The following is a 24713-nucleotide window of genomic DNA, read 5'->3' on the forward strand; positions in this document are numbered from 1 at the left end:
ATCCATGTCATTAAACTATCAGAAAAGCGGACACGGCAGTCCGGTTATTTTATTACATGGGTTGTTTGGCAGCCTGGAAAACCTCAATGGTATCAAGCGCGCCCTGGAAGCAAACCATCTGGTTGTCAGTGTAGATTTGCCCGATCACGGTCAGTCACCTCACTCTGATGCTTTCAGCTATACCGAGTATGCTCAAGCCATATTGTCACTGATGGATGAACTGGACCTGCACAACGTCGCGATAGTAGGCCACTCGATGGGAGGCAAGGTCGCCATGACAATGGCTTTAACCCATCCTGAACGGGTCTCAGGACTGGTGGTCGCAGACATTGCACCGGTCAGTTATCCTGACAGACACAGTGGCATCATTGACGCGCTCAAATCGGTCGATCTGAATAGCCTGCAACGTCGTAGTGATGCCGATAAACAACTCGCTGAGTCTATCCGCGAACCTGGGGTTCGTCAGTTTCTGCTCAAGAGTCTGCAAAAAACAGACAGTGGCTGGTGCTGGCAGTTTAATCTATCTCTGCTGGATCGGGCCTATGCCAGCATCACGGCCTGGCCTGATATCGATAAGGTGTATGACGGACCGGTGCTCTTTATAAAAGGAGGCCGCTCCGATTATCTATTACCAGAGCACAAGGGGCAGATAGGTAGACTGTTTAAACACAGTCAGGGGCATATTATACCGGATGCGGGGCATTGGCTTCATGCAGAAAAACCGCAGCAATTTAATAAAATTGTGGCAGATTTTCTTGCCTAAGACTGATTCTCATTAGTAAATGTGCTATAGTCCGCGCCGATTTTAACCGGCACAGAAACAGGCATGCTGAGTCAATATTACGAACAGATCGAGGCAATTGCCTTAAACCTGTCACTGACAGCACTTTTTCTTCTGATGGCCTATGCGGTACACGATGTTCTGAAGAAAAACGATGTGCCCATGGTTGGCCGCTTTGTGGTCTACCTGGTGTTGTTTCTGGGTGCCGCCGGATTTCTGGCGAAAGGGTTTATTCAAGTATTCTGGCAATCTTCAGGTGTGGGTTAATCCCACAGGACAGAGGTATCTGAAAATATGGCAAGCGTGGGTCTATTTTTTGGCAGCGACACGGGCAACACCGAACATGTTGCCAAAATGATACAAAAAGAACTGGGCAAACAACTGATCGAAGTTCACGACATCGCCAAGAGCAGCAAGGAACAAATTGCTGATTTTGACCTGTTGATGTTTGGCATTCCGACCTGGTATTACGGTGAAGCCCAATGTGACTGGGACGACTTTTTCCCGGAACTGGAAGAAATTGATTTCACCGACAAACTGGTGGCGATTTTCGGTTGTGGCGATCAGGAAGATTACGCGGAATATTTTCTTGATGCCATGGGCATGATCCGGGATATCGTCGAAGCGCGCGGCGCCATTGTTATTGGTCACTGGCCTACCGAAAGTTACCAGTTTGAAGCCAGCAAAGGTATGGCCGATGATGATCATTTTGTTGGTCTGGGTATTGACGAAGACCGTCAACCGGAGCTGACGGAGCAACGTGTGAAAAGCTGGTGCAAGCAGGTGTATGAAGAGATGTGCCTGGCTGAGCTCGAGTAATTCGCACAAACAAAGCGTTCCTGGATATCGTCGGGGAGTGTTCCCGACAACCCCGACATACCATCCTTCCCTGGATATCGTCGGGGAGTGCTCCCGACAACCCCGACATACCATCCTTCCCTGGATATAAAAAGCCGCCAACGGTTTCGATGGCGGCTTTTTTAATGGCATTATCGCCTGTTATTTTACTGGCAGTGTGAGCCCCTTGAACATTTTCTCAACGTCTTCATTGCTCTTTTGCATCATTGCTTTTTCCACTACGCTTTTGGTCAGATGCGGTGCGAACCGCTCGATAAAGTCATACATGTAACTGCGCAGGAAAGACCCTTTCCTAAAACCAATTTTGGTGGTGCTGTACTGAAACAGGTGACTGGCGTCTATTTTCACCAGATCGCCATCAAGGCGCTCATCCAGAGCCATTGAAGCAATGACGCCAATGCCGACACCCAGACGGACATAGGTTTTGATGACATCCGCATCCGTCGCGGTAAACACAATCTTTGGCTCTAAGCCTGCTCGGTTGAAGGCATCGTCAAGCTCTGAGCGTCCGGTAAAACCAAACACGTAGGTGACCAGGGGAAACTGGGCAATATCTTCGATGGTAATTGATGTCTTATTTGCCAATGGATGCTCTCGATTGACAATAATACTGCGATTCCAGTGATAACAGGGCAACATGACTAAATCGTTATATAAATGCAGCGCTTCGGTAGCAATGGCGAAATCCGCTTCACCTTTCGCAGCCAGGTCACTAATCTGTGATGGCGTTCCCTGATGCATGTGCAAAGACACTTTGGGGTATTTGCTCATAAAGCCTTGTATCACCGGTGGCAGCGCATAGCGGGCTTGAGTATGGGTCGTGGCGATATTGAGCTTACCCTGATCCGGTAACGTGTGCTCCCGGGCAACCGCTTTTATACTCTCGACTTTGGCAAGGATCTGCCTGGAAATGTTGATCACATCCTGCCCGGCTTCCGTTACATGTGTCAGGTGCTTACCACTACGGCCGAATATCTGCACGCCCAACTCATCTTCCAGCATCCGCACCTGTTTGCTGATGCCAGGCTGAGAGGTATAGAGGCTTTCAGCCGTGGCAGATACGTTCAGATTATTGTTGAGGACTTCGACGATGTAACGTAATTGCTGTAGTTTCATTGTGACCCGGCATTACCCTGTAATGTTTACCTTTATATGCGAAATTTATATACTAAACGGCAGATTAATTCCATAAAATTTTAGATGAGTCCCATCCATTTACCCATAAAAGTTAACGTCTGCCGCCTTATTAATCGGTGCAAGCTCGACTTTTACTGCGTCCAGTTACCTGTTATAACAACAATATCAAATCAACGCTGTGCTCACTATGCCAAATTCAAATAAGCAAATCGATTTTTCCACGGTGCTGGCGGCCGGTGTGCATGATATGAAGAACTCATTGTGCCTGCTGTTACAGTCTGTTGAAAACCTGTCACGAGAGCTTCCCAAAGACAATACGGTGATCACCTCGAATCTGGCCAGCCTGCAATATGAAGCCTTTCGTCTGAATACCGGACTGATGCAGTTGCTGTCATTGTACCGGGCTGAGAAACAGAAACTGCCGGTGAGTATTGATGAGGTCTATGTTGAAGATCTGATTGACGACATTCTGGCAACCAATGAAACCTATATTGTCAACAAACACATGGACCTGGAGGTTCATCAGCCTGACGAGCTAGCCTGGTATCTGGACGGTGATTTGATCAATTTGTTGCTCAATGACATTTTGATTAATGCTATGCGCTACAGCAATAAAAAACTCCGTTTAAGCTGCTTTGAAGAGGACGGCATGCTCAATTTTACCCTTGAAGATGACGGACCGGGTTATCCACAGATCATGCTTCAGGCTGGCAATACGGAGATGACGGATTTTGATATCAGCACGGGCCGCACAGGCCTGGGGCTGTTTTTTGCCCGCATGATAGCGCAGGCTCATACCAACAACGGCAGGTGTGGCTCCATTCATCTGGAAAACGGCGGCAGCCTTGGGGGGAGTGTTTTTACCCTTAAAATACCCTAATATGCGGCATAAGACCGTCTGTATCTGGACTGATAACAAAGTGAAAAAACTATGTTCACCATAATAATTATACTCATTGTCGCCTTGATCATTATCGCCATCGTGATCAACGCCATTCAGCAACACCGGGAACAGGTGGAGGCAGAAAAACGGGCCGAGCATGCTAAGCTCAAAACCATTGTTGATGAAACAGAAGATGCGCTGATGGCAGCCGCGCATATCCCCGTCTCGCAACATATGATTCTGGTGCTCAATAAGCGCATCCTCAATGGGCTGAAAGAGATGTTGGAGCTTAATCCTAAGGCCAAGGACTTAAAACAGCGCATTAAAGATGCAGAAGAACGGGTCAAATCTATAGATACCAATCAGCCGCCGCCGGGTAATGAGAACTTTAGCTTGCCTGACAACGACAAGCAGATCATCGTTCTCATACAAGGCATTAAAAAGCTACGCACCATACTGCGCTCAGAAAACGCCAAGGGCAAAGTGGACACACAGGTCTTTCTTGCCGAGGACAAGCGTATGGCCAGATTGCAGCTAAAAATTAATGTGGAAACATTAGTTAAACGCGGCAGAAGCGCTATTAAGTCGGATATGCTTGGCTCCGCCCGACAGTACTTCGAGAAAGCCATTGCCGCCCTGAATGCCTCTTCCGAACAGGACGAGTACACCGTAGCGAGAAAACAGGAGCTGGAGCAAAACCTTGAAACCATTCAAAACAACCTGCGCAATGCCAACGCACAGGATCGCGCCAGAAAGCGCGAAGAAGAAAGAGACGAACTGGACGAGTTGTTTGCGCCGAAGAAGAAATGGTAGGCAACAGACTAGGATTGCAGCAGCGTTTGCCAATCTGATTGCTGCAATTGTTCCAGCAAACGGGCGGCGGGTACAGATAAACTGCCGCGGCTTCGCGTTATCACCCCTACGGGTTTGCCTTGCACAACCCTAAGCGGAACACAACGCAGTCCCCGTCCCTGCATTTCCTGTCGGCAAATACCAGGGACCACTGACAGTCCCATACCTGACGCCACCAACTGCCCTACCGTAGACAGCTGACTGGCTTCAGCCACAAGCGTCACATCTACCCCGGCATGGTGTAATGATTGATCGCACCAATCGCGGATACTCGACCCTCTGTTCATTGCCACATAGTTTTGCTGTTGTAACTCTTCCCACGACAGATGAAGCCGTGAAGCAAGCTGATGTTGCGGTGCCATAATCACCAGAAACGTGTCATCAAAAAGTGGCAGAAAATTCAGCCCTTCCATTTGTCTGGCTTCAAAAATAATCCCCAGCTCAGCCCTTTCGTCCAATACGGCTTCCACCACGCGTTCCATCACCACATCGAGTATCGCAATATTGATACTGCTGTGATGTTGATGAAACTGGCTCAGTACTGCGGGTAACAAGCTGTTGGCAAAAGAAGGCATCGCCGCTACCGTGAGCTTACCGCGTTGCATGGCAAATAAATTATGCAAATCGGTAAAAGCCTCATCCCAGTCCCGCAGCAAACGCTGTGCAACCGGTAAAAAATTGCGCCCCTCCTGCGTCAGATGCACTGCCCGAGTTGTTCGGGACAATAATTTCCCACCTATCAGGTCCTCAAATTTCTTTATAGCAATGGACAGTGCCGGTTGAGACAAATGCAGGCGATCTGCGGCCTCAGCGAAAGAACCACTTTGTGCAAGCTGAACAAACACTTGCAACTGACGATAGGAAACGGATTTACCGCCTAAGTGCATAGGCGTTGAGGAAGTTATAGGTTGAGACATGACATAAGATACTATTAATTTATTTAACTTATTATTAACTAAATTATATTAATTTTACATATTCTAATTGCTGACTAATACTAATGTCGGTTTCAAAGACAACAACATCAAACCCATAGTGCCGACAACAGCGCTGTGCCAATCAGGAGAACGACATGGCAGGTTTTGACAAAGTAGTATCCAGCTATGAAGAGGCCATGGCCGGATTAAAGAACGATATGACCATTATTGCCGGAGGCTTCGGTCTGTGCGGTATTCCCGAGGGATTGATTGCCCAGATTAAAAAGATGGGCGTGAGCGGACTCACCGTGGTGTCGAATAATTGCGGCGTCGATGGTTTCGGTCTGGGCATTTTACTAGAAGATAAACAAATCAGAAAAATGGTCGCTTCCTATGTGGGTGAAAACGCGCTGTTTGAGAAACAGCTGCTTAACGGGGAGCTGGAAGTAGAGCTCACGCCACAAGGCACACTGGCTGAAAAAATGCGCGCCGGGGGAGCAGGTATCCCCGCCTTTTTCACTGCTACCGGATACGGCACACCGGTGGGAGAAGGTAAAGAGGTAAGAGAGTTTAACGGGCGTCCCTATATCATGGAGGAATCCATCACCGGCGATTTTGCCATTGTTAAAGCCTACAAGGCCGATAGGTATGGCAACTGTATTTATCGCCATACCGCTCAGAATTTCAATCCTATGGCCGCCACAGCGGGCAAAATTACCGTGGTTGAAGTCGAAGAGATCGTCGAACCCGGTGAAATCCCACCCAGTCAGATCCATACTCCAGGTATTTATGTAGACCGGGTAATCCAAGGCACGTTCGAGAAGCGAATCGAACGCAAAGTGACACGCAGCGCATAAGGAGAAAAACATGGCCCTTTCAAGAGAACAAATTGCGATGCGCGTTGCGCAGGAATTTAAAGACGGTAGCTATGTCAATCTGGGAATTGGCATCCCTACTCTGGCCGCCAATTACGTTTCTGACGACATTTCCGTCATGCTACAGTCAGAAAATGGCTTATTGGGCATGGGACGTTATCCCTCAGAAAATGAGGTGGATGCCGACATGATCAATGCCGGAAAAGAGACGGTCACCGCCAGTACAGGCGCGTCCATTTTCAGCTCTGCGGAGAGCTTTGCGATGATCCGCGGTGGCCATGTGGATTTTACCGTGTTGGGTGCCTTTGAGGTCGATCAACAGGGCAATATTGCTTCGTGGATGATTCCAGGCAAACTGGTCAAAGGTATGGGCGGCGCCATGGATTTAGTGGCCGGGGCAAAAAATATCATTGTCACCATGACCCATGCAGATAAACATGGCAATTCCAAATTACTGGAACACTGCAAACTGCCGCTGACGGGTGTGAATTGTATTACCCATATCATCACCGACCTGGCCATGCTGGAAATTAAGGATAACGCCTTTCATCTTCGCGAGCGGGCACCAGGTGTCAGCGTCGATGAGATTCGTGAAAAAACCGCCGGAAACCTGATTGTTGAAGGCGATATTCCGGAAATGCGCGTTTAATCCATTCAACAAAAACATCAGAACCCATTATCCCTGGCCGCAATGGCCAGGGCCTCGCTTTATTACCCCAGGTTGTCTGTGTCTCATTGGGCTAGTGCATTTGCAGAGCGTTTTATTACCTGCCCCGCTTTGATACCGGTCACTTTGCCCCTGGCCACTGCAGCCTGTCCATTCACCCACAACCATTCTACGCCGCTACTGTGCTGCTGCGGCTGGAGATACGTAGCACGAGCAGCAAAACGCGCTGGGTCGAATATCACCACATCCGCCACATAGCCGTTTTTCAATTTACCTCGCTTACCCAACGCAAACGTCTGCGCCGCCAGGGTGCTGCTTCGATACAGAAAACCCTCAAGGCTGAGTACGCTGTTCTCTTTGACATATTGGGTATATTTTCTGGGAAAGGAAGCATACTTGCGAGGATGTCCGCTACTGCCATCGGAGGAGGTCATGGTCCAGTCCTGCATCATAAAATGCTTCACATCCTGCTGTTGCATATTAAAACTGGCGACCCCGTCACCTTTTCCTTCTTTTACGATGGCAATGGCCATATCCACAGCACTGCGTTGAGATTCCAAAGCCAGTTGCTTAAGTGTTTTACCCTGATACTGAGGCATTGTCGCATCGGTGAACAGCAATGCATCAGCTCCCCCGCGACGACGCAGGTTATCCTGCACCTGAGCTTTAATGGTTTTATGGTGTGCGGGATCTTCTAAGCGCCGTATCAAGGCCTCATGGCCATCAGCTCTGGCCCATGCTGGTATTAGCGCTGCCGTGATGCTTGACCCCGAAGCTAGCCAGGGATATTGGTCTGCAGTGATTCGCAGGCCTCTTTCACGGGCCTGGTTAATCAGTGCAACCACCTCTTTGCTTTGCCCCCATACATCCACACCCAATGCCTTGATATGGGAGATATTTGCTGCGATACCGGCCTGCTCCGCCACAGTAATCACCTCGTTAACTGAGGCTAGTAGCCCAACAGAGTAACTACTTTCATCACGAATATGGCTGTCGTAGTGCCCGCCATATTGTTGGACCACTTCTGCCAGTGCGATAACTTCATTAATTTGCGCGTAACTACCCGGCACATAATACAATCCGGAAGACAGTCCCATGGCGCCATGTTTCATAGCCAGTGCAACCTTTTCCCGCATTTGCTCAAGCTCTGCTTCTGTGGGTGGCCGATTTGCCATCCCTATCACCGCCTTGCGGACACTATTATGTCCTACATACAACGCGACATTCGTGCCCACACCCTGCCTCTGATAGCGGGACATCTGTGTCACAACATCCGCCGGGCCCCCGCCATCATTGTTGCAAAATACCGAGGTCACCCCCTGGGTCAGATAGTTGGCATTGAGGTTACCCGGACCACCATTAAAATCACGACAGGCATGAGTATGCGGATCAATAAATCCTGCGCTCACCACCAGGCCAGTGGCATCTATGCTCTCAAGGGGGTGAATATTTTCCGGCAGGTGTGGACCAACGTGTGTAATAAGGCCTTTATCTATGACCACTACACCTTGATAAGGCCCTTGTCGGTCGCCGGTATAGATGCGATCAGATTGAATCAGCCAATCAACCTGTTTCGCCATCACTGACCAGGACATGGCCCACATTACCCCCAAAAAGAGCAGTAAGTAGTGTTTTGTAAGCTGCCCCATGAGGACTCCTGTTTGAACGTATTCCTTGTCGTGCATCATACCTTAGCCTGAGCTTGCAGCCCATTTATCTGGATATGCCCGTGTCTTAATATTAAAACAACACGTGGCAGCATCTGATGCCTCGCCGAAGCGTGTTGTCTTGCCCACGGAGATTGTCTTTAACACCAGATTAACGCATCATTACCGTACAATAATCATAAAAACATTACCCGTATCTGATGCCCCTGAGGTTTCCTTTTGCCACACATGCCTTGCTGACACTTACTGCCAATCTCTGTATGGCAGCCAGCAATTGGCTGTTGCTGGTGATCATTGCCAAGGTATTCGGCGATTATTCTCTGGGCGAGGTAGCACTCTCGCTGTCTGTTCTTTCCCCCCTATTTTTACTCAGCAGCTTCAAGCTGCGCACACTATTGATTACGGATACACACAACGAATACCCTATCGCCCAGTACTTTCATGCACGTTTTATCGCCAATACGGTTTTACTTCTTTGCTTACCGCTGGTGTGCTGGGCACTGCTGAGTGAGATCGATGCGATAATTGTAATACTCATCGCATTGTATAAATGGTGCGACGCCTGGTTTGAACTGAATATCAGCCTGCGTCACCGTTTAAGAGCCTTTTCAGCCTCCGCTGCCTGGTTAATTTGCCGTGCGCTGGTCACGGTGATGGCATTAGCGCTGGCGTTTTTATCAGATAATCTGCTTCTGACGCTAATACTGTGGGTCTGTGTAACTGCCACCTTTGCCCTTTTGGCTACACTGAAAAGCAGTGCGCTGATTCTGGCCCACTTTCAGCAAACTTTTTCGCTGGGGATCTGGCGTTGGCAGAGGCTGCGGGTGTCGTTAGCGTTATTTAAAAAATATCATACCCTGAGCATCGCCCTGATGTTCTCCTCGCTGTTTGTCTATCTTCCAAATCTGTTTTTACAGCATTTGCAGGGCGTCAGTGATGCGGGCCGCTTTGCCGCGATCAGCTACTTCCTGGTGGCAGGCAGCATGCTCATAACCAGCATTGCACAAACCGCTCAACCTCTTCTTAGTCGCTTGCAAGCAGAGCGTGATTACCAAAAACTACGGCGAACCAGCGCTGTGCTGTGCGCCCTGGGCCTTGCAATCGGACTGTTGGCTCTGTTGATAACCCTGGGGTTGGGGCCACAACTGTTGAGTTGGGTCTACCATCCTGGCTTTATACAGATGGCTGATGAGCTCAACTGGATTATGGCTGCAGCCATGATCCGCTACGCCTATATCTTCTTAGGGACCACCCTCAATGCCTTTCGTGAGTTTGCTGTGCAAACTCGTATTGCCGGGGCCGGCACACTGGCCATGGCATTGAGCTGCGCTCTGCTTATTCCCAGTCATGGAACGATGGGCGCAGCCTACGCCATGTTTATCGCCACCAGCCTGGAATTGCTGTTATATATCCTTTTCTTGTTGCGCTGGCCCCCCTTGAGTAAAGAGGCGATCAATGACCACTAGGGTATTGCACGTATTCGGTATCATGAACCGTGGAGGAGCAGAGCTGCGCACGCTGGCACTCATGCCCTCTATGCAGGCGCTGGGTTATGAATTCCATTTTTGTGTGTTAAGTGGCGCTGAAGGCGCCCTGGACGACGATATCCGCGCGATGGGCGGTCAGATCCATTATTTGAAACTTGGCCCTGCGTTTATCTGGCGCTTTGTGCGGCTGTTAAAGCATCAGCATATCAGTATCCTCCACACACATGTGGCGCTGGTGTCCGGCTTGCTGGTATTGCTGGGTGCCATTGCTGGTGTGAAAAAGCGTATCAGCCATTTGCGCTCCACACTGGACACACGATCCTCATCGATACTGCGGATATGGCGTAATGCCTTGCTACGACGCTGTTTATACCGGTTCAGCCATCACGTTCTTGGGGTCTGTCAGGGCGCATTGCAATGTCAGTGGCCTGACTATGCGCAGCGTCCGAAGTGCCAGGTAATCTACAATGGCATGGCGCTGCCTCCTATTGAGGAGAAAGCGGATTTTTGGTCTGCATGGATTGAAGGCTATGCTGGCCAGCCCGTAGTGGTTCATCTGGCACGGATGAATCCGGCTAAAAACCATACTGCTGTTATAGCGATATTTAATGCGTACCTGAGCGCACATGAGGATGCATTCCTGGTTCTAATTGGAAAAGAAGACCCTCTTATCAAAACGCAACTCAATCAGTTTATAGCGGAAAAAGGTATTGCAGATCGTGTGATATTTCTGTCTGAACAAGCACAACCGCTGGCCTTTCTGCGTCACGCTCAGGCGCTGCTGTTTCCCTCGCTATGGGAGGGCTTGCCGGGCGCTGTGCTCGAATCTGCCAGCGTCGGCACTCCTGTTCTAGCATCAGCTATCCCCGGTTGCCAGGAAATTGCAAAGCAGCTTAAGGCGGTAGAGACCGCTGAGCTCAAGCAAAGCCCGCATGAATGGGCAGAACACCTGGCTATGCTGCTGAAAAAAGGTAATGGCCGGGCATCGCTTATAGAAGACTTTAAGCACAGTGACTTTTTACTCGATAAAAATATACGGGCGCTGAATGCAGTTTACGCAAACTAATCCACTCATGGGCAAAACGCTGGCCATCTGGTTTTTACTGATGGCTATCACCCTTTACTTAGGTGTCTCTGCCAAGGCGCTTGAGCTGAGCCGCCTGCAGCTTGAATGGGTTGCCAGTGCCAGCTGGTTAATACTGTTGCTGATACTGGCCAATACTCTGCCCCGTGGAATCTGGTCTATCAGCTTCATCTTTTTTGCCTCCCTGGGTGTTTTCCATGTCGGCCTCATTCTCACCAGCAGCCTGGGCGCGATCACCGATGAAGATATTCTTTATCATATTGCCTACTGGTTTTATCGCGATGAGACGACGCTAGCCATTGAAATGGTCAACCTGGCATTGCTCAGTTTTGCGTTAGGGGCCTTACTGACCTCTAAAGCCTATCTTCCGACCTATAAAGCCCGGGGCGGCAGTTTTAATCAGCGCGTATACCATTTTGGTGGGGTATTGCTGATTACCAGCATGCTAGGCTTTTTCGCCTTATCCACCTTTACCGGCGTATTAAGCTCTTATGGCGCGTATCTGAACCTGCTGTCTCAGGTTCCGTTGCTGGGTGTCGTTTATGCTTATCTTTACTTTTTTATCGGACTGGGTCTGGTGATGGTCAGTGCAACCTATCGCCGCGGTTTTACCCTGTTTTATTTTGCGCTGTTTGGTTTATGGGCGCTGGTGGCATTCAGGCTCGGATTACGGGGCGAGGTAATGTTTCCTCTGATGGTATCCGGAGCCATGTTTGGGCGCCGCAACCTGACCCTTGGCCTGCCTCTTATTCTGCTTTTACTGGTCTTGTTTCTCACCGTCACGACCATCGTTAAAAATGCCCGGGTCAGTGGTGACTACACCGACATCCCAACCGTCAATCCATTAAATGGTGTCGCTGAAATGGGCGCCAGTTTGCGTCCGGTGCAGGAAGTCATCAAATGGCGGGCGCAAGGGGACTCGATGTTATATGGCGGCAGTTACTGGGCGCCATTCGAACGGCAAATAGCCTTGTTAGTTCCGGGCATGCAACGGGTACCAGCCGCCAGTGACCCAAGAATGTTAAATGTCGTGGTGGCAGACCGGGCCGGACCCATCGGGTTTTCCCCTGTTGCGGAGGCTTATGCCAATTTTGGTAAAGGCGGGGTGGTGCTGATCATGATGCTGCTCGGCGCTGTTATGGGGAAACTGGACAACGTGCCCCCTTCAACCCGCAAAGACATTGTTATCGGAGCCGCACTGCTCCCGGTTTTTATCATGATCCGTAACAGCTTCACCCATGTTCCGGTGCAGGTTATTCTGGGTATCACCATCAGCCTGCTTGTCATTTTCCTCGCATCCACAAAGGGCAACGCTGAATCATGAGAGTGATCGTTTGTTGTGAGTACCGGTTTATGCAAACTCCAGACGGCCAGGTCTGGACAAGCAGTGCCTTTTCCCGCGCCTTCTGGCAGCGTTACCTGCAGGTATTCAGTGAAGTGACGATCCTGGCCAGGGTCACACCGGTTGACGTAAGTGAATCTAACTGGCACCCGGTGACCGGTTCTGGTGTGAATCTGAGTCCACTGCCCTACTACCTGGGACTGGCAGGACTTATCAGAAAACTTCCGGCGCTGATAAAAACACTTTACCGTGCTTTAGACAATCACGACGCCGTGATTTTCAGAGTGCCGTCCCAAACCGCGATGCTAGCCCGACTCCTGCACCCCCGCCGCCCTTTTGCTCTGGAGGTGGTTGGCGATCCTGCCGATGTATTTGCCGCGGGAATCACGAGGCCTTTGCTGGATAAACTATTGGGACGGTTCAGTGCCTGGCAGTTGAGACGCATGACAAAAAAAGCCGTGGCGGTCAGTTATGTTACCCGCGGGTATCTGCAACAGCGTTACCCGCCTCACCCAGACCGTCCCGCGATAGCCTGTTCCAGTATTGCATTAAGCGATGAGTGGTTTGTATCAGCGCCACGTCATTACGAAAAACGCGCTTCCAGCTTGCTTTTCGTGGGCTCATTTGCCCAGCTTTACAAGGGCCAGGACGTGTTATTACAGGCACTGCACCTGCTCAAACGACAAGGCCATCACTATCAGTTAACCATGGTTGGTGATGGCAAACATCTTAAGGATATGCAAACCCTGGCTAACGAGCTTGAATTGTCCGACTCCGTGGTATTTACCGGCGAACAACCTCATCAGAAAATACTCAGTTGCATGCAGCGCAATGACGTATTTGTCCTACCCTCAAGAACCGAAGGACTACCCCGGGTTATGATTGAAGCCATGGCAACGGGGATGCCTGCAATAGGCAGTGATGCAGGCGGCATTCCAGAGTTGCTGCCTGAGGAGTGCCTGGCAAAAGCCGGAAGCACTGCGCTACTAGCACAGCGTATCCATCAGTTGTGTTCCCATGAAGACATGCTGAACCAATGCTCTGCCCGTAATCTGAAGGTCGCTGGCGACTACCACCAGGACAAGCTGAATGCGCTTCGCCAATCCTTTTATCAGTCCGTGTATCAACAGTTTCGTAAGGAAACCTCATGACCGTATTACATTTGCTCAAGACAGCCATCGGCGCGAAATGGGCACTGAACCAGATCAAGGAACTGATAAAACGTGGCGTTGATGTCCATGTCGCCATGCCTGATGGTCCGATGAACGCCGGTTACGAGGCCCTTGGAGTAACCGTACATAAGATGCAGCCCGAGTTCAGTTTTTCTCATCCGCTTAAGACAATGACTCGCGCCAGAGCGCTTCATCAACTGGTGGATGAACTCAAACCCGATCTGATACACAGTCATTTTGTCAGTACCACCTTATTGATGCGTCTGGCGCTAAGAAAAACCCGGATTCCCCGAATATTCCAGGTGCCGGGGCCATTGCATCTCGAACATGCCCTGCTGCGTGGACTGGAAATTGCCAGCAGTAATAAAGAAGACTACTGGCTGGCCTCCTGCAAATGGACGCAGCAACGCTATATAAAAAGTGGCGTGGCGGCCAAACGCACCGGTCTTGCTTACTATGGTGTTCCCCCGGGTGTATTCACTGCCCCTGAGCCGGGTAGTTTTCGGCTAAAGCAACAGTTAAAGATGCAGGAGGAGGATCTGCTGATTGGCATGGTGGCGTATTTTTATGCGCCCAAGCGCTTTTTGGGACAAACACGCGGTCTTAAAGGCCATGAAGACCTTATTGATGCACTCGCGCTGGTCCTAAAACAGTATCCCACGGCGCGCTGTGTTTTTGTTGGGGGCCCCTGGGACAACGCGTTGTCTTACTACGACCAGGTACAAGCCTACGCCAGTGAAAAAGTAGGCGATGCCGCTGTTTTCCTGGGTACCCGTACCGATGTGCCACAGCTATATCCGCAGTTTGATTTAGCGGTTCACCCGTCACACTCGGAAAATGTGGGCGGCGCGGTTGAATCATTATTTGCCGGCGTGAGTACCATTACCAGTGATGTGGGAGGCTTTCCGGATTTGATTATCGAAGGAGAAACAGGGTATCTCTGCCCGCCAAAAGATCCCCAGGCGCTGGCCGCCGCCATTTGCCGGGCGTGGCAAAACCCTGCTGAGCGCCAGAAACGGATAGTTGCCGGTCTCAAACAGGTAACCGAGCTTATGGACATTGAGCATAATGCCAGGCAGGTCATGACATTCTACGAGCATGTCCTCAACACCTATAGCGGGAGTCTGAAATGATGAAACGTCTGCTTGATATCCTGGCTTCTTTGCTGGGGTTGATTATTCTGAGCCCTTTATTGCTGGTACTCGCAATATTAGTCAGAATGCGTCTTGGCGCACCGGTCTTGTTCAGGCAACAGCGTCCGGGACGTAATGGTAAACCCTTCAATATGATTAAGTTTCGCAGCATGACGGATAAGAAAGACGCTCAGGGACAGCTATTGCCCGATAACCAGCGTCTGACTCGCTTTGGCCGATTATTGCGCGCGAGCAGCCTGGATGAATTGCCAGAGCTGTGGAATGTCCTTAAAGGTGATATGAGCCTGGTAGGCCCGCGTCCGTTGTTGATGGAATATCTGCCCCGTTATTCGGCCTTTCAGTATCGGCGCCACGAGGTACGTCCGGGCATTACCGGGTGGGCACAGGTAAACGGTCGCAACACCCTCAGTTGGGAAGAAAAGTTTAAGCTGGACGTCTGGTATGTAGATCATCACAATTTGCTACTTGATCTGAGAATTATATTCATGACCCTGTATAAAGTGTTACAGCGAAAAGACATCAACCAGCAACAGCGTGCCACCATGGAAAAATTTACCGGTAACAAGGAAAAGTCATGCGACTAGTGATTCTTGGCGCCGGCGGTCATGGAAAAGTGGTCGCAGAGTGCGCCAGTTTAAGTCAGGCCTATACCGAAATCCTGTTTCTCGACGATGCCTGTAACCACATGGAAGACTATCCCTGGCCTGTGGTTAACAAGCTCAGCAGCTTTGGACAATATCAAACTCAGCAGACCCAATTTTTTGTGGCAATGGGCAACAACCAGCTCCGTGCTGACTGGCAAAAGTCACTCATTGAAAATGGGGGCAGACTGACCACTCTGGTTCACCCCAGTGCCATCATTAGTGTACACAGCACGCTGGGTGCGGGCACACTCATCAGTGCCGGCGCCATTGTTAATCCATTTACCTCGATCGGAAATGGTTGTATTGTTAACACTGGTGCGATAATTGAACATGATTGTACGGTGAACGACTTTGTTCACGTCGCACCCGGTAGTGTTGTTGCAGGAAATGTCAGACTGGGAGAAGGAAGTTTCCTGGGTGCCGGAACCAAAATTATTCCGGGTATCAGCCTGGGTGCATGGAGTCAGACCGGGGCCGGTGCCACTGTCACCCGAGATATTGCTGCAAACAACCTTGCTGTGGGAGTTCCGGCGGTAGTGATCAAATCCACAGGGGCGTGAGCAGAACACAACGTAGCGGTTTTTTCACAAGCATAATCATCAGCTGATAAAAACAACAATAATAACGAAGGATGCCACTATGCTTAACGGGCCTTTCTCGCCCTGGCCTTGCTATACCCAAGAGGAAAAGCAGGCCGTACTTGCGGTAATGGATTCAAACCAGGTCAATTACTGGACAGGCACCCAAGCGCGGGAATTTGAAAAAGAATTTGCACGCTTTTGTGAAACAGACCACGCCATTGCCCTGGCAAATGGTACGGTGGCTCTGGATCTGTGTTTCAGGGTGCTGGAGCTGCCAGCAGGCAGCGAGGTAATTGTTACATCCCGTACCTTTATTGCATCGGTATCCTCCATTGTACTGGCTGGTCTGGTGCCCGTTTTTGCCGATGTGGATGCCGACTCACAAAATATCACTGCTCACACCATTGCCCCGCTGATTAATGAAAAAACCGCAGCCATTGTTTGTGTGCACCTTGCTGGCTGGCCCTGTGACATGGACCCAATAAATGAACTGGCAAAAGAGCACGATTTAGCGGTGATTGAAGACTGCGCCCAGGCTCATGGTGCTCAATACAAAGGCAAGCCGGTTGGCGGACTGGGTGATATGGCTGCCTGGTCATTTTGCCAGGACAAAATCATGACCACTGCTGGTGAGGGCGGTATGTTGACCACCTCAAATACCCGCTTATGGGAAAAAGCCTGGGCCTTTAAGGATCATGGAAAATCCTATTCAGCTGTATATGAAAAATCTCATCCTCCGGGCTTTCGCTGGCTGCATGAGTCTTTTGGCACCAATTGGCGTATGACTGAAATTCAGGCTGCTGTCGGACGTATCCAACTGAGTCGTATGACACAATGGCAGCAACAACGCCAACAGAACAGTCAGCGTTTATTAAAAACCGCATCCACTTTGCCTGCTCTGAGGGTACCTGACATACCGGAGTTTATTCGCCATGCCTGGTACAAATGCTATGTTTTTATTGAGCCTGCTCAGCTTGCCGAGGGCTGGAATCGCGATCGCATTATGGCCTGCCTGAACGAAGCAGGTGTACCCTGTTTCAGTGGCAGCTGCTCTGAAGTGTATAAAGAAAAAGCCTTCGATGGCACCCACTGGCGACCGGAACATGCCCTTAACACCGCCAAAGAGCTGGGGGAGACCAGTCTCATGTTTCTTGTACACCCGGGTATCACTGTTTCAGAAATGGATAAAGCCTGCGAAAGTTTGCGTCTGGTGATGCAAGAGGCAAGCGCATGAAGTATCTGCTGTTTCTCAACCGTATGTTTGCTCTGCACAACCGCACCAAAATGGTTATTACCATGAGTTGGGACAGCTTATGCCTGCTTTTTGCATTTCTGGGAAGTTACTGGATACGCCTTGGCATTGGAACCGATGTACTGGGATTCAAAGAGATCTCTTTAGGCGCAACGGTGCTGATATTTCACCTTTCAATGCTGATTTTTGTGGGAAATTATCGCCACATGGTCAGGCATTTGAGTCAAGAAGCGGTATTAATGTCGCTGTTGGTCAGTATGCTGGCCAGTTGTTATCTGTATTTTGCGCGTTGGCCCCTGGATGCCTTTGTACCCAACAGCATGCCTATCATTTATTTTGTATTAAGCAGTATTGGCATATTAGGCCCCAGAATTCTGGTCATGCTGAGTGTACAGAGTCAGAGTTTCAGACTCAGAGAAAAGTGCCTGATTTATGGCGCAGGGGAAACCGGTCGTGCGCTGGCGCTGTCGCTGCGTCAAAGCTCAGATATGGTTCCGGTAGCCTTTATTGATGATAAGCGCAGCTTTCAGGGAAAGACCATTCTCGGACTGGACGTGTATTCACGAGCCTCCATTCCGCAACTGGTTGAGCGTTACAGCATCAGTAAACTGTTATTAGCAGTCAGCGACTCAGGGCCCGAACGCCATCGCGAATTACTTAGCGAACTGGAACCCTATGCCATAGAACTGCTCAGTGTTCCCGACGTTAAAGACGTGCTGTATGGACGCAAAAAAATCAATGAACTGCGGGAAGTCAGTATCGAGGAATTACTGGGTCGGGACCCGGTACCTCCCAAACCCAAACTGATGCGCCCGGATATCCGTGATAAAAATGTGCTGGTCACCGGTGCCGGAGGCTCTATTGGCAGTGAGCTGTGCCGTCAGATTGCTGTTGAGCGACCCGCCATGCTGGTGCTACTGGAACTGTCTGAGTACAACCTCTATCAGATTGAAGCGGAGCTCAGTGCCGCCCACCCTACCCTGAAGATTGAAACCCGCCTTGGGGACGTTAAGGATGAACGTCAGATAAGACATCTGCTGTCATCGCACCAGATCAATACCATTTATCATGCTGCCGCCTACAAACATGTCCCCATTGTCGAGCACAATCTGTTAGCCGGGGTGCAAAACAATGTTCTGGGAACCGCCATATTGGCGCGACTGGCCGCTGAATCCGGGGTTGAAAAGTTTCTACTGATTTCTACCGATAAAGCGGTACGGCCCACCAATATTATGGGTGCTTCCAAACGTATGGCTGAACTCTGTGTGCAGGCTATGCAGGATATGTCCTCAAAAACCCATTTTGCCATTGTCCGCTTTGGCAATGTATTGGGCTCTTCCGGTTCTGTTGTGCCACTGTTTAAAAAGCAGATTGCTGCAGGAGGGCCTATTACGGTCACTCATCCTGACATTATTCGCTATTTCATGACCATTCCCGAAGCCGCTCAGCTGGTTATCCAGGCTGGCGCGATGGGTAAACAGGGCGAGGTCTTTGTGTTGGATATGGGCGAACCGGTGAAAATAGCGGATATGGCCCACAAAATGGCGCACCTGATGGGACGTAGTATTCGCAACGAGGCGAATCCCGATGGCGATATTGAACTGCATTTTACGGGTCTCAGACCAGGCGAGAAGCTCTACGAAGAGTTACTCACCGGAGACACCAGCAGCAAAACCCCGCATCCGCGCATTATGAGTGAAGCAGAGCCTCGTCTCTCTTTACCCGAGGTTCATCAGTTACTCGATAAACTGACGATCGCAATTCATAACAATGACGAGCACACCGCTACCCAGCTTTTACTGAGCGCCCCTTTGGCCTATAAGCCAGCTGAACATGCCACTGACGAAAAAAAAACAGTGGCGAATACCCCAGGTGATGCCGATAACAAGGCTGTCATGTCAAAACTGGCGTTTAACAGATAACAATAACAAGGCAATCTGATGCATAAATCTTTGATAGCAGCTGCTGCATGGCTGCTGCCGTTCACTTGTTCGGCACAGAGCTACACAGAATATGACAAGAACACCGATAAACTGGTGCTGAGCAATGCCCTGCTGGCAACCGATAATATCAACCCGCTGAAAAGCGAGGATAAATCGGCCCTGGGATGGCAGTTAGATGCCCATGGCGCACTGGTGGCGCTGGGCGAAGGGCAGCAATACAAGCTGCTTTACGGCGCCACGCTCAATCAATGGCAACAACAGCCAGCATCCCTGCTGCAGGATAATAGCTTTTTTCAGGGCGAGATTGCCGCCCATGGCAGATGGCACCTGAGTCAGGCATGGCAACTTAATGGTTCAGCAGGTTATCAGCATACCGATCAAATGCCAGGCACCGGCCTTTCCAGGCTAAGAGAAGACATTGTTGCAACGGATAGCCGAAAGTACAGCGACGCGCAATTGGGATTATCTTATGGGCACGATGCCAGCGCCCGACGCCTGTCACTCAACTACCACCACGGGGCGGTACGTTACTCTGGTGATAATGCTTACCTGGACGAGTTCGAACTGGACCAGACCACGCTTACTGGCACCATTGCGTTTCGTTTATCTGCTGCCACGCGTTTTATTCTGGAATTGGAAAATCAACAGGACGACTACCTGGCTGTGACCCGTTTTGACAGCGACAAAAACAAAGTACTTGCAGGGATTGAATGGGATTATTCCGGCCTGACCCGCATAAAAGCACTGGTGGGTGCATACAAGCGGGAAACCGAACAAAGACCGGATACCGACGGCAGTGCCTGGCAATTATCACTGAATTATCGTCCCAGGGAAGATACCGGTATCCGCATAGAATCTTCCCAGGACTCTGTTGCCGGTGATAGTGAACTGGCCAGCGACAGTCGCATGCGTAGCCTGTTGTTGGAATTGACCTATCGTTACAGTCAGCTATGGCAATGGGGATTACTGCTAAACACATCAGAAACGCGCTTTGAGGAGGCCGTACAGGTAAGATTTCTCGATGAGAAACTGGCGCGCGTTTGGGTAGCCCTGGCGCTACAGCAACAACATCAGTTCCGTTTATCCCTGCAATATAAGGACAATCAGTTAAGCGATAACACCGTCGACTATCAGCAGTCGCAGATAATGGCATCATGGCAATACAGATTCTGATTCGCGCCTGTCTGCTTAGCAGCGTTTTCGTCACATGGTTAGCGATTGCCAATGATGACCGTTACCAGATCGGTGCCGGTGACACGCTGGCGATCAGTGTGTTTGATGAGCCTGAATTAGCGGTGCGCACCAAAGTACCACAATCCGGCTACATTCAGTTCCCGCTGATCGGCCAGGTTGCAGTTTTGAATAAAACACCGGGTGCCATTGCCACTGAAGTTGAACATGCCCTACTGGACGGCTACCTGGTTCATCCGGAAGTGACGGTAACCATAGAGGCCTACCGGCCCATTTTTATTAAAGGGGCCGTCAATCGCTCAGGCCGTCACGAGTTTTTATTTGATCTGGATGTGGAACAAGCCATCGCCATTGCTGGCGGCTTAACAGACAGAGCCTCACGTAAAGCGTGGTTTATTGTGCGAGACAGCGAAAAGATCCCGGCCACCGCAAGTACCCCCGTGATGCCCGGTGATGTGATCATTGTGGAAGAGAGTATCTTCTGATGCTAGCCCTTGAAAAGCCACAGGAACAGCAGCTCTACCAATCCAGCAGTTTCAGTGCTGGTCAGCTGCTGTTGTTTATGTGGAACCAGAAGTGGCGCATTATTATCATGACCATCGCTATCACGGTGTTGCTTGGCTACTTTATTCTGCAATTACCCAAGGTCTATCAGGCCTCCAGCACCTTACTTTTGGGTGGCGCCGATAAAGGCATGCCTCTGAGCAACCTTAACCTGTTGCCCAACGCCAAAGACGCCAAAATGGAGACCTACATAGAGTTTATGCACTCCAGGGCCTTCGCACAGATCCTGATTGATGAGCTCACCCTGCGTCAAAAGCCTGAGTATGGCGGTAGCGATGCAGATGTTCTGCGCCGCTTTCAGGCAAACCTGAGTATCAATCAGGTTCGCAATACTGATATGCTCAAAGTCAGTTTTTCTTCCTATTCCCCCAAATTAGCACAGCGGGTCGCAAATAGTATCGGCCCCGCATTTTTTGCCTTTCATGCCAGATTGCAGCAACAGAAAGTGCTCAACAGTTCAGAGCGCTTAAACATACAGCTGGTAGAGATACAGGCACGTCTGTCTGAGACAGAACAGAACTTTCAGCAATACCTGGATAACAACAACATTGTCGATTTACGTGCACAAATGGGCATGCTGCAAGATCAGGTCAGTGAACTGGTCAAAGAGCAGCTAAAACAGCAGCAACAGCTGTCAGAAGCGCGTATTCATCTGAGTCAAATTAAGGCCTCAGGCGATGATTATCGCGCTATTCTGAGCCACCCCTGGGTCATTAAAAGTCCCCAGGTAGAGCAATCCAGACGACATTACATCACCCAAAGTAATCTCATGGCTCAGGTCACACAGCGTTACAAACACAAACACCCGAAATACCAGCGGGCGGCGCGCAATCTGGCCGAAGCCGAACAGGAGTTACACAAACGGGTCGACGAGCAGGTCATTGCATTGAGTCAGTTTATTCAGGCACTGGAATCGCGCAATCAGGAGCTGTCGGCGGCCATCGCACAAAATAAAAAGGAGATACGTGAACTGGGAGAGCATCAATTGACCATGGCCAGATTAGAGCAGGAAATGACTGGCACACAGAAGATCCATGAAGCCTTTATGGCCAAGCTTCAGGAAATGGAGATGCTCAAGGATATGGGAGACAACAAAGAATTCGCCGTGGTTGATAAAGCGCCGCTTCCTGATGTTCCCAGCAAACCCAACACCCGCGGCCTGATATTCTTTGCCGCTTGTTTTGCCTGCGTGTTTAGTACTGGTTTTTGGTTCGTGGTGTCTTTGATTGGCGATCAGCATGCCCGCCTTTTACACGAGGTAAAGCTCCTGGATCTACCGGTACTGGCCATGCTACCAAAGATTGGCAAAGTACACCGCAAGCGTAAAAACAGTCCACTTAGGGCCAGACTGGGCGAAACCGATTATCATTACTCTGAAGGCATAAGGGCGCTGCGTACTGCCATTTTGATTAATCACAACCTGCCCAAGAAAAGCATTATTGCCATCACATCCGTCAAACCTCGCCAGGGTAAAGCCAGCATCGTCAGCAATCTTGCCGACTCATTGAGTAACATCGAACCCGTACTCCTTGCCGATATAGATTTACGCGCCCCATCTATGGCCAAAGCCTACAACCTTGAGCCTCATCAACCCGGCTTAACTGAGCTGTTAGATGGCAAAGCCAGGATCAACCGTTGCTTATACCGTCGTAATAATAACCGTCTGACGCTCCTACCCTCAGGTGCCATCCCTGCGGATCCACTCGCTTTAATTTCCACCAACCGTTTCCGGGATTTTCTGCGACGATTAAACGACACCTTCCCCAGGATATTGATGGAAGCCCCACCTGTACAATCCGTCAGCGATGCCCTGATGCTGTCGCGACTGGCCAACGGCGTTATCGTGGTATGCGACATGGAAAATACCCAGAGCGGAGAGCTCACACAGATGGTGCAGAACCTGCGTGAAACCAACACCCTCTTGCTGGGTGTGGTATTAAACAAAGTGAAAAAGGTCACCTCCTGATACCAATCCTTTTAGTGTGTTCAGCACTTTTCCTGCATGCGAATTACGTTTAATCAGAGCCTAATAGCCTGCTTTTTCAGCGTCACGGCATTCTCTACAATTCCCGCTATGCTTAAGGGGTTGAAATCAGGAGCCAAAACATGACAAAGCCCATCGTAGCGGACAATAAACCTGTTAAGGTCAGCGTAGAGCAAGATAAAGAATATCATTTTTGCGCCTGTGGGCGTTCGTCTAAACAGCCTTTTTGTGACGGCTCCCATACCGGTACGCCCTTTAAACCCAAGTCCTTTGTGGCAGAGAAAAGTGAGGACGTGTATCTGTGTCAGTGTAAACACACCGCCAATCCCCCCTTTTGTGACGGTACCCATAAACAGTTTCAACAGGATGATGTGGGCAAACCCGGACCCGGTGTCAAGGATAATGATGAGAAGGCACCAACTGCCAGGGCCACTGTGGAAGAGCCTACCGTTGAGCTGATTCATCAACTCGCCCGTGAGGGACTGAGCAAGATGGGACATCATGGACCCATGACATCCATGGGTGTGCCCCGTCATACTCTGCCTCACTGGGATGATATTCAGATCATGGTGGCGCAGATGGCCACCAAACCCTTAATGGAACAAGACGATGTGGAAACCGAATTGGTCGTCGGGCCACAAGCCCAAAAGCCCCTCACACTAAAAATTCCCCTGCTGGTGTCAGACATGAGCTTTGGCGCCCTCTCAGAAGAGGCAAAGGTTGCGCTGGCAAGGGGGGCTGAGAAAGCCGGCACCGGTATCTGTTCCGGTGAAGGTGGTATGCTTGCAGAAGAGCAGGCTGAAAACAGCCGCTACTTCTATGAATTGGCCAGCGCACAGTTTGGCTACCAGGAAGCCTTGTTAGAACAGGTTCAGTGTTTCCATTTCAAAGGGGGACAGGGAGCCAAAACCGGTACCGGTGGCCACCTGCCCGGCAACAAAAATACGGCGAAGATCGCCAGTGTCAGGGGGATTCCCGAAGGCCAGCCTGCCATTTCTCCCCCCACCTTTAAGGACCTGTATAGCGCTAAGGACTTTAAACGCTTTGCCGATCGCGTCAGAGAGATCACCGGCGGCATTCCTGTCGGGTTCAAGCTCAGTGCCAATCATATTGAACGGGATATTCAGTTTGCCCTCGATGCCAGTGCCGATTACATCATTCTGGATGGTCGCGGCGGTGGCACCGGTGCTGCCCCCAGCCTGTTTCGGGACCACATCAGCGTACCCACACTACCAGCCCTGGCCAGAGCCCGTCATTATCTGGATCAGCAAGGTGCCAGTGGCAGAGTGACGCTTATCATCACAGGAGGCCTGCGGGTACCGGCTGATTTTATCAAAGCCCTGGCACTGGGTGCAGACGGCATCGCGATATCCAATAGCGCCATGCAAGCCATAGGATGTGTGGCTGCCAGAATGTGTAATACCAACAATTGCCCCGCCGGCATTGCGACTCAAAAAGCAGACCTGCGCCAACGCATCAATATCGACAAATCGGCTGAGCAGTTGTACAACTTTTTTTGTGCCTCTACAGAATTGATGAAAGTCATGGCTCGGGCCTGCGGCCATGATGCGCTGAGTAAATTTAATCAGCACGATCTGGCTACCTGGAATCGCGATATCGCCCTTTTGACCGGCGTCAGTTATGCTGGATTACTGCCACCCCATTAATCCTCAAAAAG

General features: G+C 50.3%; 23 protein-coding genes. 20 read left to right on the forward strand and 3 right to left on the reverse strand.

Annotated elements, in window-relative coordinates:
- Positions 1 to 4: 4 nt before the first annotated feature.
- The 3 genes from CCY32_RS02005 (at position 5) to fldA (ending at position 1600) form a co-directional block, all read left to right on the forward strand.
- Positions 5 to 763, forward strand: a complete 759-nt coding sequence (locus CCY32_RS02005; protein WP_088328846.1) for an alpha/beta fold hydrolase — start codon at positions 5 to 7, stop codon at positions 761 to 763.
- A 63-nt stretch (positions 764 to 826) separates the two neighbouring features.
- Positions 827 to 1048 carry a DUF2788 domain-containing protein gene (locus CCY32_RS02010; RefSeq protein ID WP_088328848.1) on the forward strand — a complete coding sequence of 74 codons (222 nt, stop codon included), beginning with the start codon at positions 827 to 829 and terminating at the stop codon, positions 1046 to 1048.
- 27 nt (positions 1049 to 1075) lie between these two features.
- Positions 1076 to 1600, forward strand: coding sequence for a flavodoxin FldA (gene fldA, locus CCY32_RS02015; RefSeq protein ID WP_088328849.1), 525 nt, complete (start codon positions 1076 to 1078; stop codon positions 1598 to 1600).
- A gap of 180 nt (positions 1601 to 1780) precedes the next feature.
- On the opposite strand, the gene cysB is transcribed toward fldA, so the two are convergent.
- Complete coding sequence (cysB, locus tag CCY32_RS02020; protein ID WP_088328850.1) at positions 1781 to 2755, reverse strand: HTH-type transcriptional regulator CysB; 975 nt, start codon at positions 2753 to 2755, stop codon at positions 1781 to 1783.
- A 208-nt stretch (positions 2756 to 2963) separates the two neighbouring features.
- On the opposite strand from cysB, the gene CCY32_RS02025 reads away from it, so the two are divergent.
- Together CCY32_RS02025 and CCY32_RS02030 are read left to right on the forward strand one after the other, a co-directional pair.
- The gene (locus tag CCY32_RS02025; RefSeq protein WP_088328851.1) at positions 2964 to 3656 is read left to right on the forward strand and encodes a HAMP domain-containing sensor histidine kinase; all 693 of its coding nucleotides are present in this window, start codon (positions 2964 to 2966) and stop codon (positions 3654 to 3656) included.
- 51 nt (positions 3657 to 3707) lie between these two features.
- Positions 3708 to 4472 carry a hypothetical protein gene (locus CCY32_RS02030; protein WP_088328852.1) on the forward strand — a complete coding sequence of 255 codons (765 nt, stop codon included), beginning with the start codon at positions 3708 to 3710 and terminating at the stop codon, positions 4470 to 4472.
- An 8-nt stretch (positions 4473 to 4480) separates the two neighbouring features.
- Here CCY32_RS02030 and CCY32_RS02035 read toward each other — a convergent pair whose 3' ends face one another.
- Entirely contained in the window at positions 4481 to 5428 is a 948-nt protein-coding gene (locus CCY32_RS02035; RefSeq protein WP_246840498.1) for a LysR family transcriptional regulator, read from the reverse strand.
- A 155-nt stretch (positions 5429 to 5583) separates the two neighbouring features.
- Here CCY32_RS02035 and CCY32_RS02040 point away from each other — a divergent pair, with 155 nt between their 5' ends.
- Together CCY32_RS02040 and CCY32_RS02045 are read left to right on the forward strand one after the other, a co-directional pair.
- Entirely contained in the window at positions 5584 to 6285 is a 702-nt protein-coding gene (locus CCY32_RS02040) for a CoA transferase subunit A (protein ID WP_088328856.1), read from the forward strand.
- Between the two features lie 10 nt (positions 6286 to 6295).
- A complete protein-coding gene (locus CCY32_RS02045; RefSeq protein ID WP_088328858.1) occupies positions 6296 to 6952 on the forward strand; it encodes a 3-oxoacid CoA-transferase subunit B in 657 nt (218 codons plus the stop codon).
- Positions 6953 to 7035: 83 nt separating this feature from the next.
- Here CCY32_RS02045 and CCY32_RS02050 read toward each other — a convergent pair whose 3' ends face one another.
- Complete coding sequence (locus CCY32_RS02050) at positions 7036 to 8619, reverse strand: amidohydrolase family protein (protein WP_168171408.1); 1584 nt, start codon at positions 8617 to 8619, stop codon at positions 7036 to 7038.
- Positions 8620 to 8897: 278 nt separating this feature from the next.
- Between CCY32_RS02050 and CCY32_RS02055 the strand changes: the two genes are divergently transcribed.
- The 13 genes from CCY32_RS02055 (at position 8898) to CCY32_RS02115 (ending at position 24702) form a co-directional block, all read left to right on the forward strand.
- Positions 8898 to 10103, forward strand: a complete 1206-nt coding sequence (locus CCY32_RS02055) for a polysaccharide biosynthesis protein (protein WP_088328862.1) — start codon at positions 8898 to 8900, stop codon at positions 10101 to 10103.
- Positions 10093 to 11190, forward strand: a complete 1098-nt coding sequence (locus CCY32_RS02060) for a glycosyltransferase (protein ID WP_088328864.1) — start codon at positions 10093 to 10095, stop codon at positions 11188 to 11190. Before CCY32_RS02055 ends, CCY32_RS02060 begins: the two co-directional genes overlap by 11 nt.
- Positions 11171 to 12532 carry an O-antigen polysaccharide polymerase Wzy gene (gene wzy, locus CCY32_RS02065; protein WP_246840499.1) on the forward strand — a complete coding sequence of 454 codons (1362 nt, stop codon included), beginning with the start codon at positions 11171 to 11173 and terminating at the stop codon, positions 12530 to 12532. Before CCY32_RS02060 ends, wzy begins: the two co-directional genes overlap by 20 nt.
- Positions 12529 to 13701 (forward strand): glycosyltransferase, encoded by a 1173-nt coding sequence (locus CCY32_RS02070; RefSeq protein ID WP_088328866.1) that lies wholly within the window; start codon positions 12529 to 12531, stop codon positions 13699 to 13701. Before wzy ends, CCY32_RS02070 begins: the two co-directional genes overlap by 4 nt.
- Positions 13698 to 14855, forward strand: coding sequence for a glycosyltransferase family 4 protein (locus CCY32_RS02075; protein WP_088328868.1), 1158 nt, complete (start codon positions 13698 to 13700; stop codon positions 14853 to 14855). The genes CCY32_RS02070 and CCY32_RS02075 overlap by 4 nt, the downstream gene beginning before the upstream one ends.
- Positions 14852 to 15460, forward strand: coding sequence for a sugar transferase (locus CCY32_RS02080; RefSeq protein ID WP_088328870.1), 609 nt, complete (start codon positions 14852 to 14854; stop codon positions 15458 to 15460). The genes CCY32_RS02075 and CCY32_RS02080 overlap by 4 nt, the downstream gene beginning before the upstream one ends.
- A complete protein-coding gene (locus tag CCY32_RS02085; RefSeq protein ID WP_088328872.1) occupies positions 15451 to 16080 on the forward strand; it encodes an acetyltransferase in 630 nt (209 codons plus the stop codon). Before CCY32_RS02080 ends, CCY32_RS02085 begins: the two co-directional genes overlap by 10 nt.
- A 79-nt stretch (positions 16081 to 16159) precedes the next feature.
- Positions 16160 to 17335: a DegT/DnrJ/EryC1/StrS aminotransferase family protein gene (locus CCY32_RS02090; RefSeq protein ID WP_088328874.1), complete on the forward strand. Its 1176-nt coding sequence runs from the start codon at positions 16160 to 16162 to the stop codon at positions 17333 to 17335.
- Positions 17332 to 19275 carry a nucleoside-diphosphate sugar epimerase/dehydratase gene (locus CCY32_RS02095; RefSeq protein WP_246840500.1) on the forward strand — a complete coding sequence of 648 codons (1944 nt, stop codon included), beginning with the start codon at positions 17332 to 17334 and terminating at the stop codon, positions 19273 to 19275. The genes CCY32_RS02090 and CCY32_RS02095 overlap by 4 nt, the downstream gene beginning before the upstream one ends.
- An 18-nt stretch (positions 19276 to 19293) precedes the next feature.
- A complete protein-coding gene (locus CCY32_RS02100; RefSeq protein WP_088328876.1) occupies positions 19294 to 20469 on the forward strand; it encodes a hypothetical protein in 1176 nt (391 codons plus the stop codon).
- On the forward strand, positions 20451 to 20972 hold the full coding sequence (locus CCY32_RS02105; protein WP_088328878.1) for a polysaccharide biosynthesis/export family protein: 522 nt from the start codon (positions 20451 to 20453) through the stop codon (positions 20970 to 20972). Before CCY32_RS02100 ends, CCY32_RS02105 begins: the two co-directional genes overlap by 19 nt.
- Positions 20972 to 23017 (forward strand): tyrosine-protein kinase domain-containing protein, encoded by a 2046-nt coding sequence (locus CCY32_RS02110; protein ID WP_088328880.1) that lies wholly within the window; start codon positions 20972 to 20974, stop codon positions 23015 to 23017. Before CCY32_RS02105 ends, CCY32_RS02110 begins: the two co-directional genes overlap by 1 nt.
- 140 nt (positions 23018 to 23157) lie before the next feature.
- Positions 23158 to 24702, forward strand: coding sequence for a glutamate synthase-related protein (locus tag CCY32_RS02115; RefSeq protein ID WP_088328882.1), 1545 nt, complete (start codon positions 23158 to 23160; stop codon positions 24700 to 24702).
- Positions 24703 to 24713: the final 11 nt, after the last annotated feature.

The sequence above is a fragment of the Lacimicrobium sp. SS2-24 genome, assembly GCF_002201535.1.
GTDB lineage: Bacteria > Pseudomonadota > Gammaproteobacteria > Enterobacterales > Alteromonadaceae > Lacimicrobium.

What these genes read in the sequence shown, in the direction of transcription:
- CCY32_RS02005 (WP_088328846.1), top strand. Translation starts at nt 5, where the DNA reads ATGTCATTAAACTATCAGAAAAGCGGACACGGCAGTCCGGTTATTTTA.
- CCY32_RS02010 (WP_088328848.1), top strand. Translation starts at nt 827, where the DNA reads ATGCTGAGTCAATATTACGAACAGATCGAGGCAATTGCCTTAAACCTG.
- fldA (WP_088328849.1), top strand. Translation starts at nt 1,076, where the DNA reads ATGGCAAGCGTGGGTCTATTTTTTGGCAGCGACACGGGCAACACCGAA.
- cysB (WP_088328850.1), bottom strand. Translation starts at nt 2,755, where the DNA reads ATGAAACTACAGCAATTACGTTACATCGTCGAAGTCCTCAACAATAAT.
- CCY32_RS02025 (WP_088328851.1), top strand. Translation starts at nt 2,964, where the DNA reads ATGCCAAATTCAAATAAGCAAATCGATTTTTCCACGGTGCTGGCGGCC.
- CCY32_RS02030 (WP_088328852.1), top strand. Translation starts at nt 3,708, where the DNA reads ATGTTCACCATAATAATTATACTCATTGTCGCCTTGATCATTATCGCC.
- CCY32_RS02035 (WP_246840498.1), bottom strand. Translation starts at nt 5,428, where the DNA reads ATGTCTCAACCTATAACTTCCTCAACGCCTATGCACTTAGGCGGTAAA.
- CCY32_RS02040 (WP_088328856.1), top strand. Translation starts at nt 5,584, where the DNA reads ATGGCAGGTTTTGACAAAGTAGTATCCAGCTATGAAGAGGCCATGGCC.
- CCY32_RS02045 (WP_088328858.1), top strand. Translation starts at nt 6,296, where the DNA reads ATGGCCCTTTCAAGAGAACAAATTGCGATGCGCGTTGCGCAGGAATTT.
- CCY32_RS02050 (WP_168171408.1), bottom strand. Translation starts at nt 8,619, where the DNA reads ATGGGGCAGCTTACAAAACACTACTTACTGCTCTTTTTGGGGGTAATG.
- CCY32_RS02055 (WP_088328862.1), top strand. Translation starts at nt 8,898, where the DNA reads ATGGCAGCCAGCAATTGGCTGTTGCTGGTGATCATTGCCAAGGTATTC.
- CCY32_RS02060 (WP_088328864.1), top strand. Translation starts at nt 10,093, where the DNA reads ATGACCACTAGGGTATTGCACGTATTCGGTATCATGAACCGTGGAGGA.
- wzy (WP_246840499.1), top strand. Translation starts at nt 11,171, where the DNA reads ATGCAGTTTACGCAAACTAATCCACTCATGGGCAAAACGCTGGCCATC.
- CCY32_RS02070 (WP_088328866.1), top strand. Translation starts at nt 12,529, where the DNA reads ATGAGAGTGATCGTTTGTTGTGAGTACCGGTTTATGCAAACTCCAGAC.
- CCY32_RS02075 (WP_088328868.1), top strand. Translation starts at nt 13,698, where the DNA reads ATGACCGTATTACATTTGCTCAAGACAGCCATCGGCGCGAAATGGGCA.
- CCY32_RS02080 (WP_088328870.1), top strand. Translation starts at nt 14,852, where the DNA reads ATGATGAAACGTCTGCTTGATATCCTGGCTTCTTTGCTGGGGTTGATT.
- CCY32_RS02085 (WP_088328872.1), top strand. Translation starts at nt 15,451, where the DNA reads ATGCGACTAGTGATTCTTGGCGCCGGCGGTCATGGAAAAGTGGTCGCA.
- CCY32_RS02090 (WP_088328874.1), top strand. Translation starts at nt 16,160, where the DNA reads ATGCTTAACGGGCCTTTCTCGCCCTGGCCTTGCTATACCCAAGAGGAA.
- CCY32_RS02095 (WP_246840500.1), top strand. Translation starts at nt 17,332, where the DNA reads ATGAAGTATCTGCTGTTTCTCAACCGTATGTTTGCTCTGCACAACCGC.
- CCY32_RS02100 (WP_088328876.1), top strand. Translation starts at nt 19,294, where the DNA reads ATGCATAAATCTTTGATAGCAGCTGCTGCATGGCTGCTGCCGTTCACT.
- CCY32_RS02105 (WP_088328878.1), top strand. Translation starts at nt 20,451, where the DNA reads ATGGCAATACAGATTCTGATTCGCGCCTGTCTGCTTAGCAGCGTTTTC.
- CCY32_RS02110 (WP_088328880.1), top strand. Translation starts at nt 20,972, where the DNA reads ATGCTAGCCCTTGAAAAGCCACAGGAACAGCAGCTCTACCAATCCAGC.
- CCY32_RS02115 (WP_088328882.1), top strand. Translation starts at nt 23,158, where the DNA reads ATGACAAAGCCCATCGTAGCGGACAATAAACCTGTTAAGGTCAGCGTA.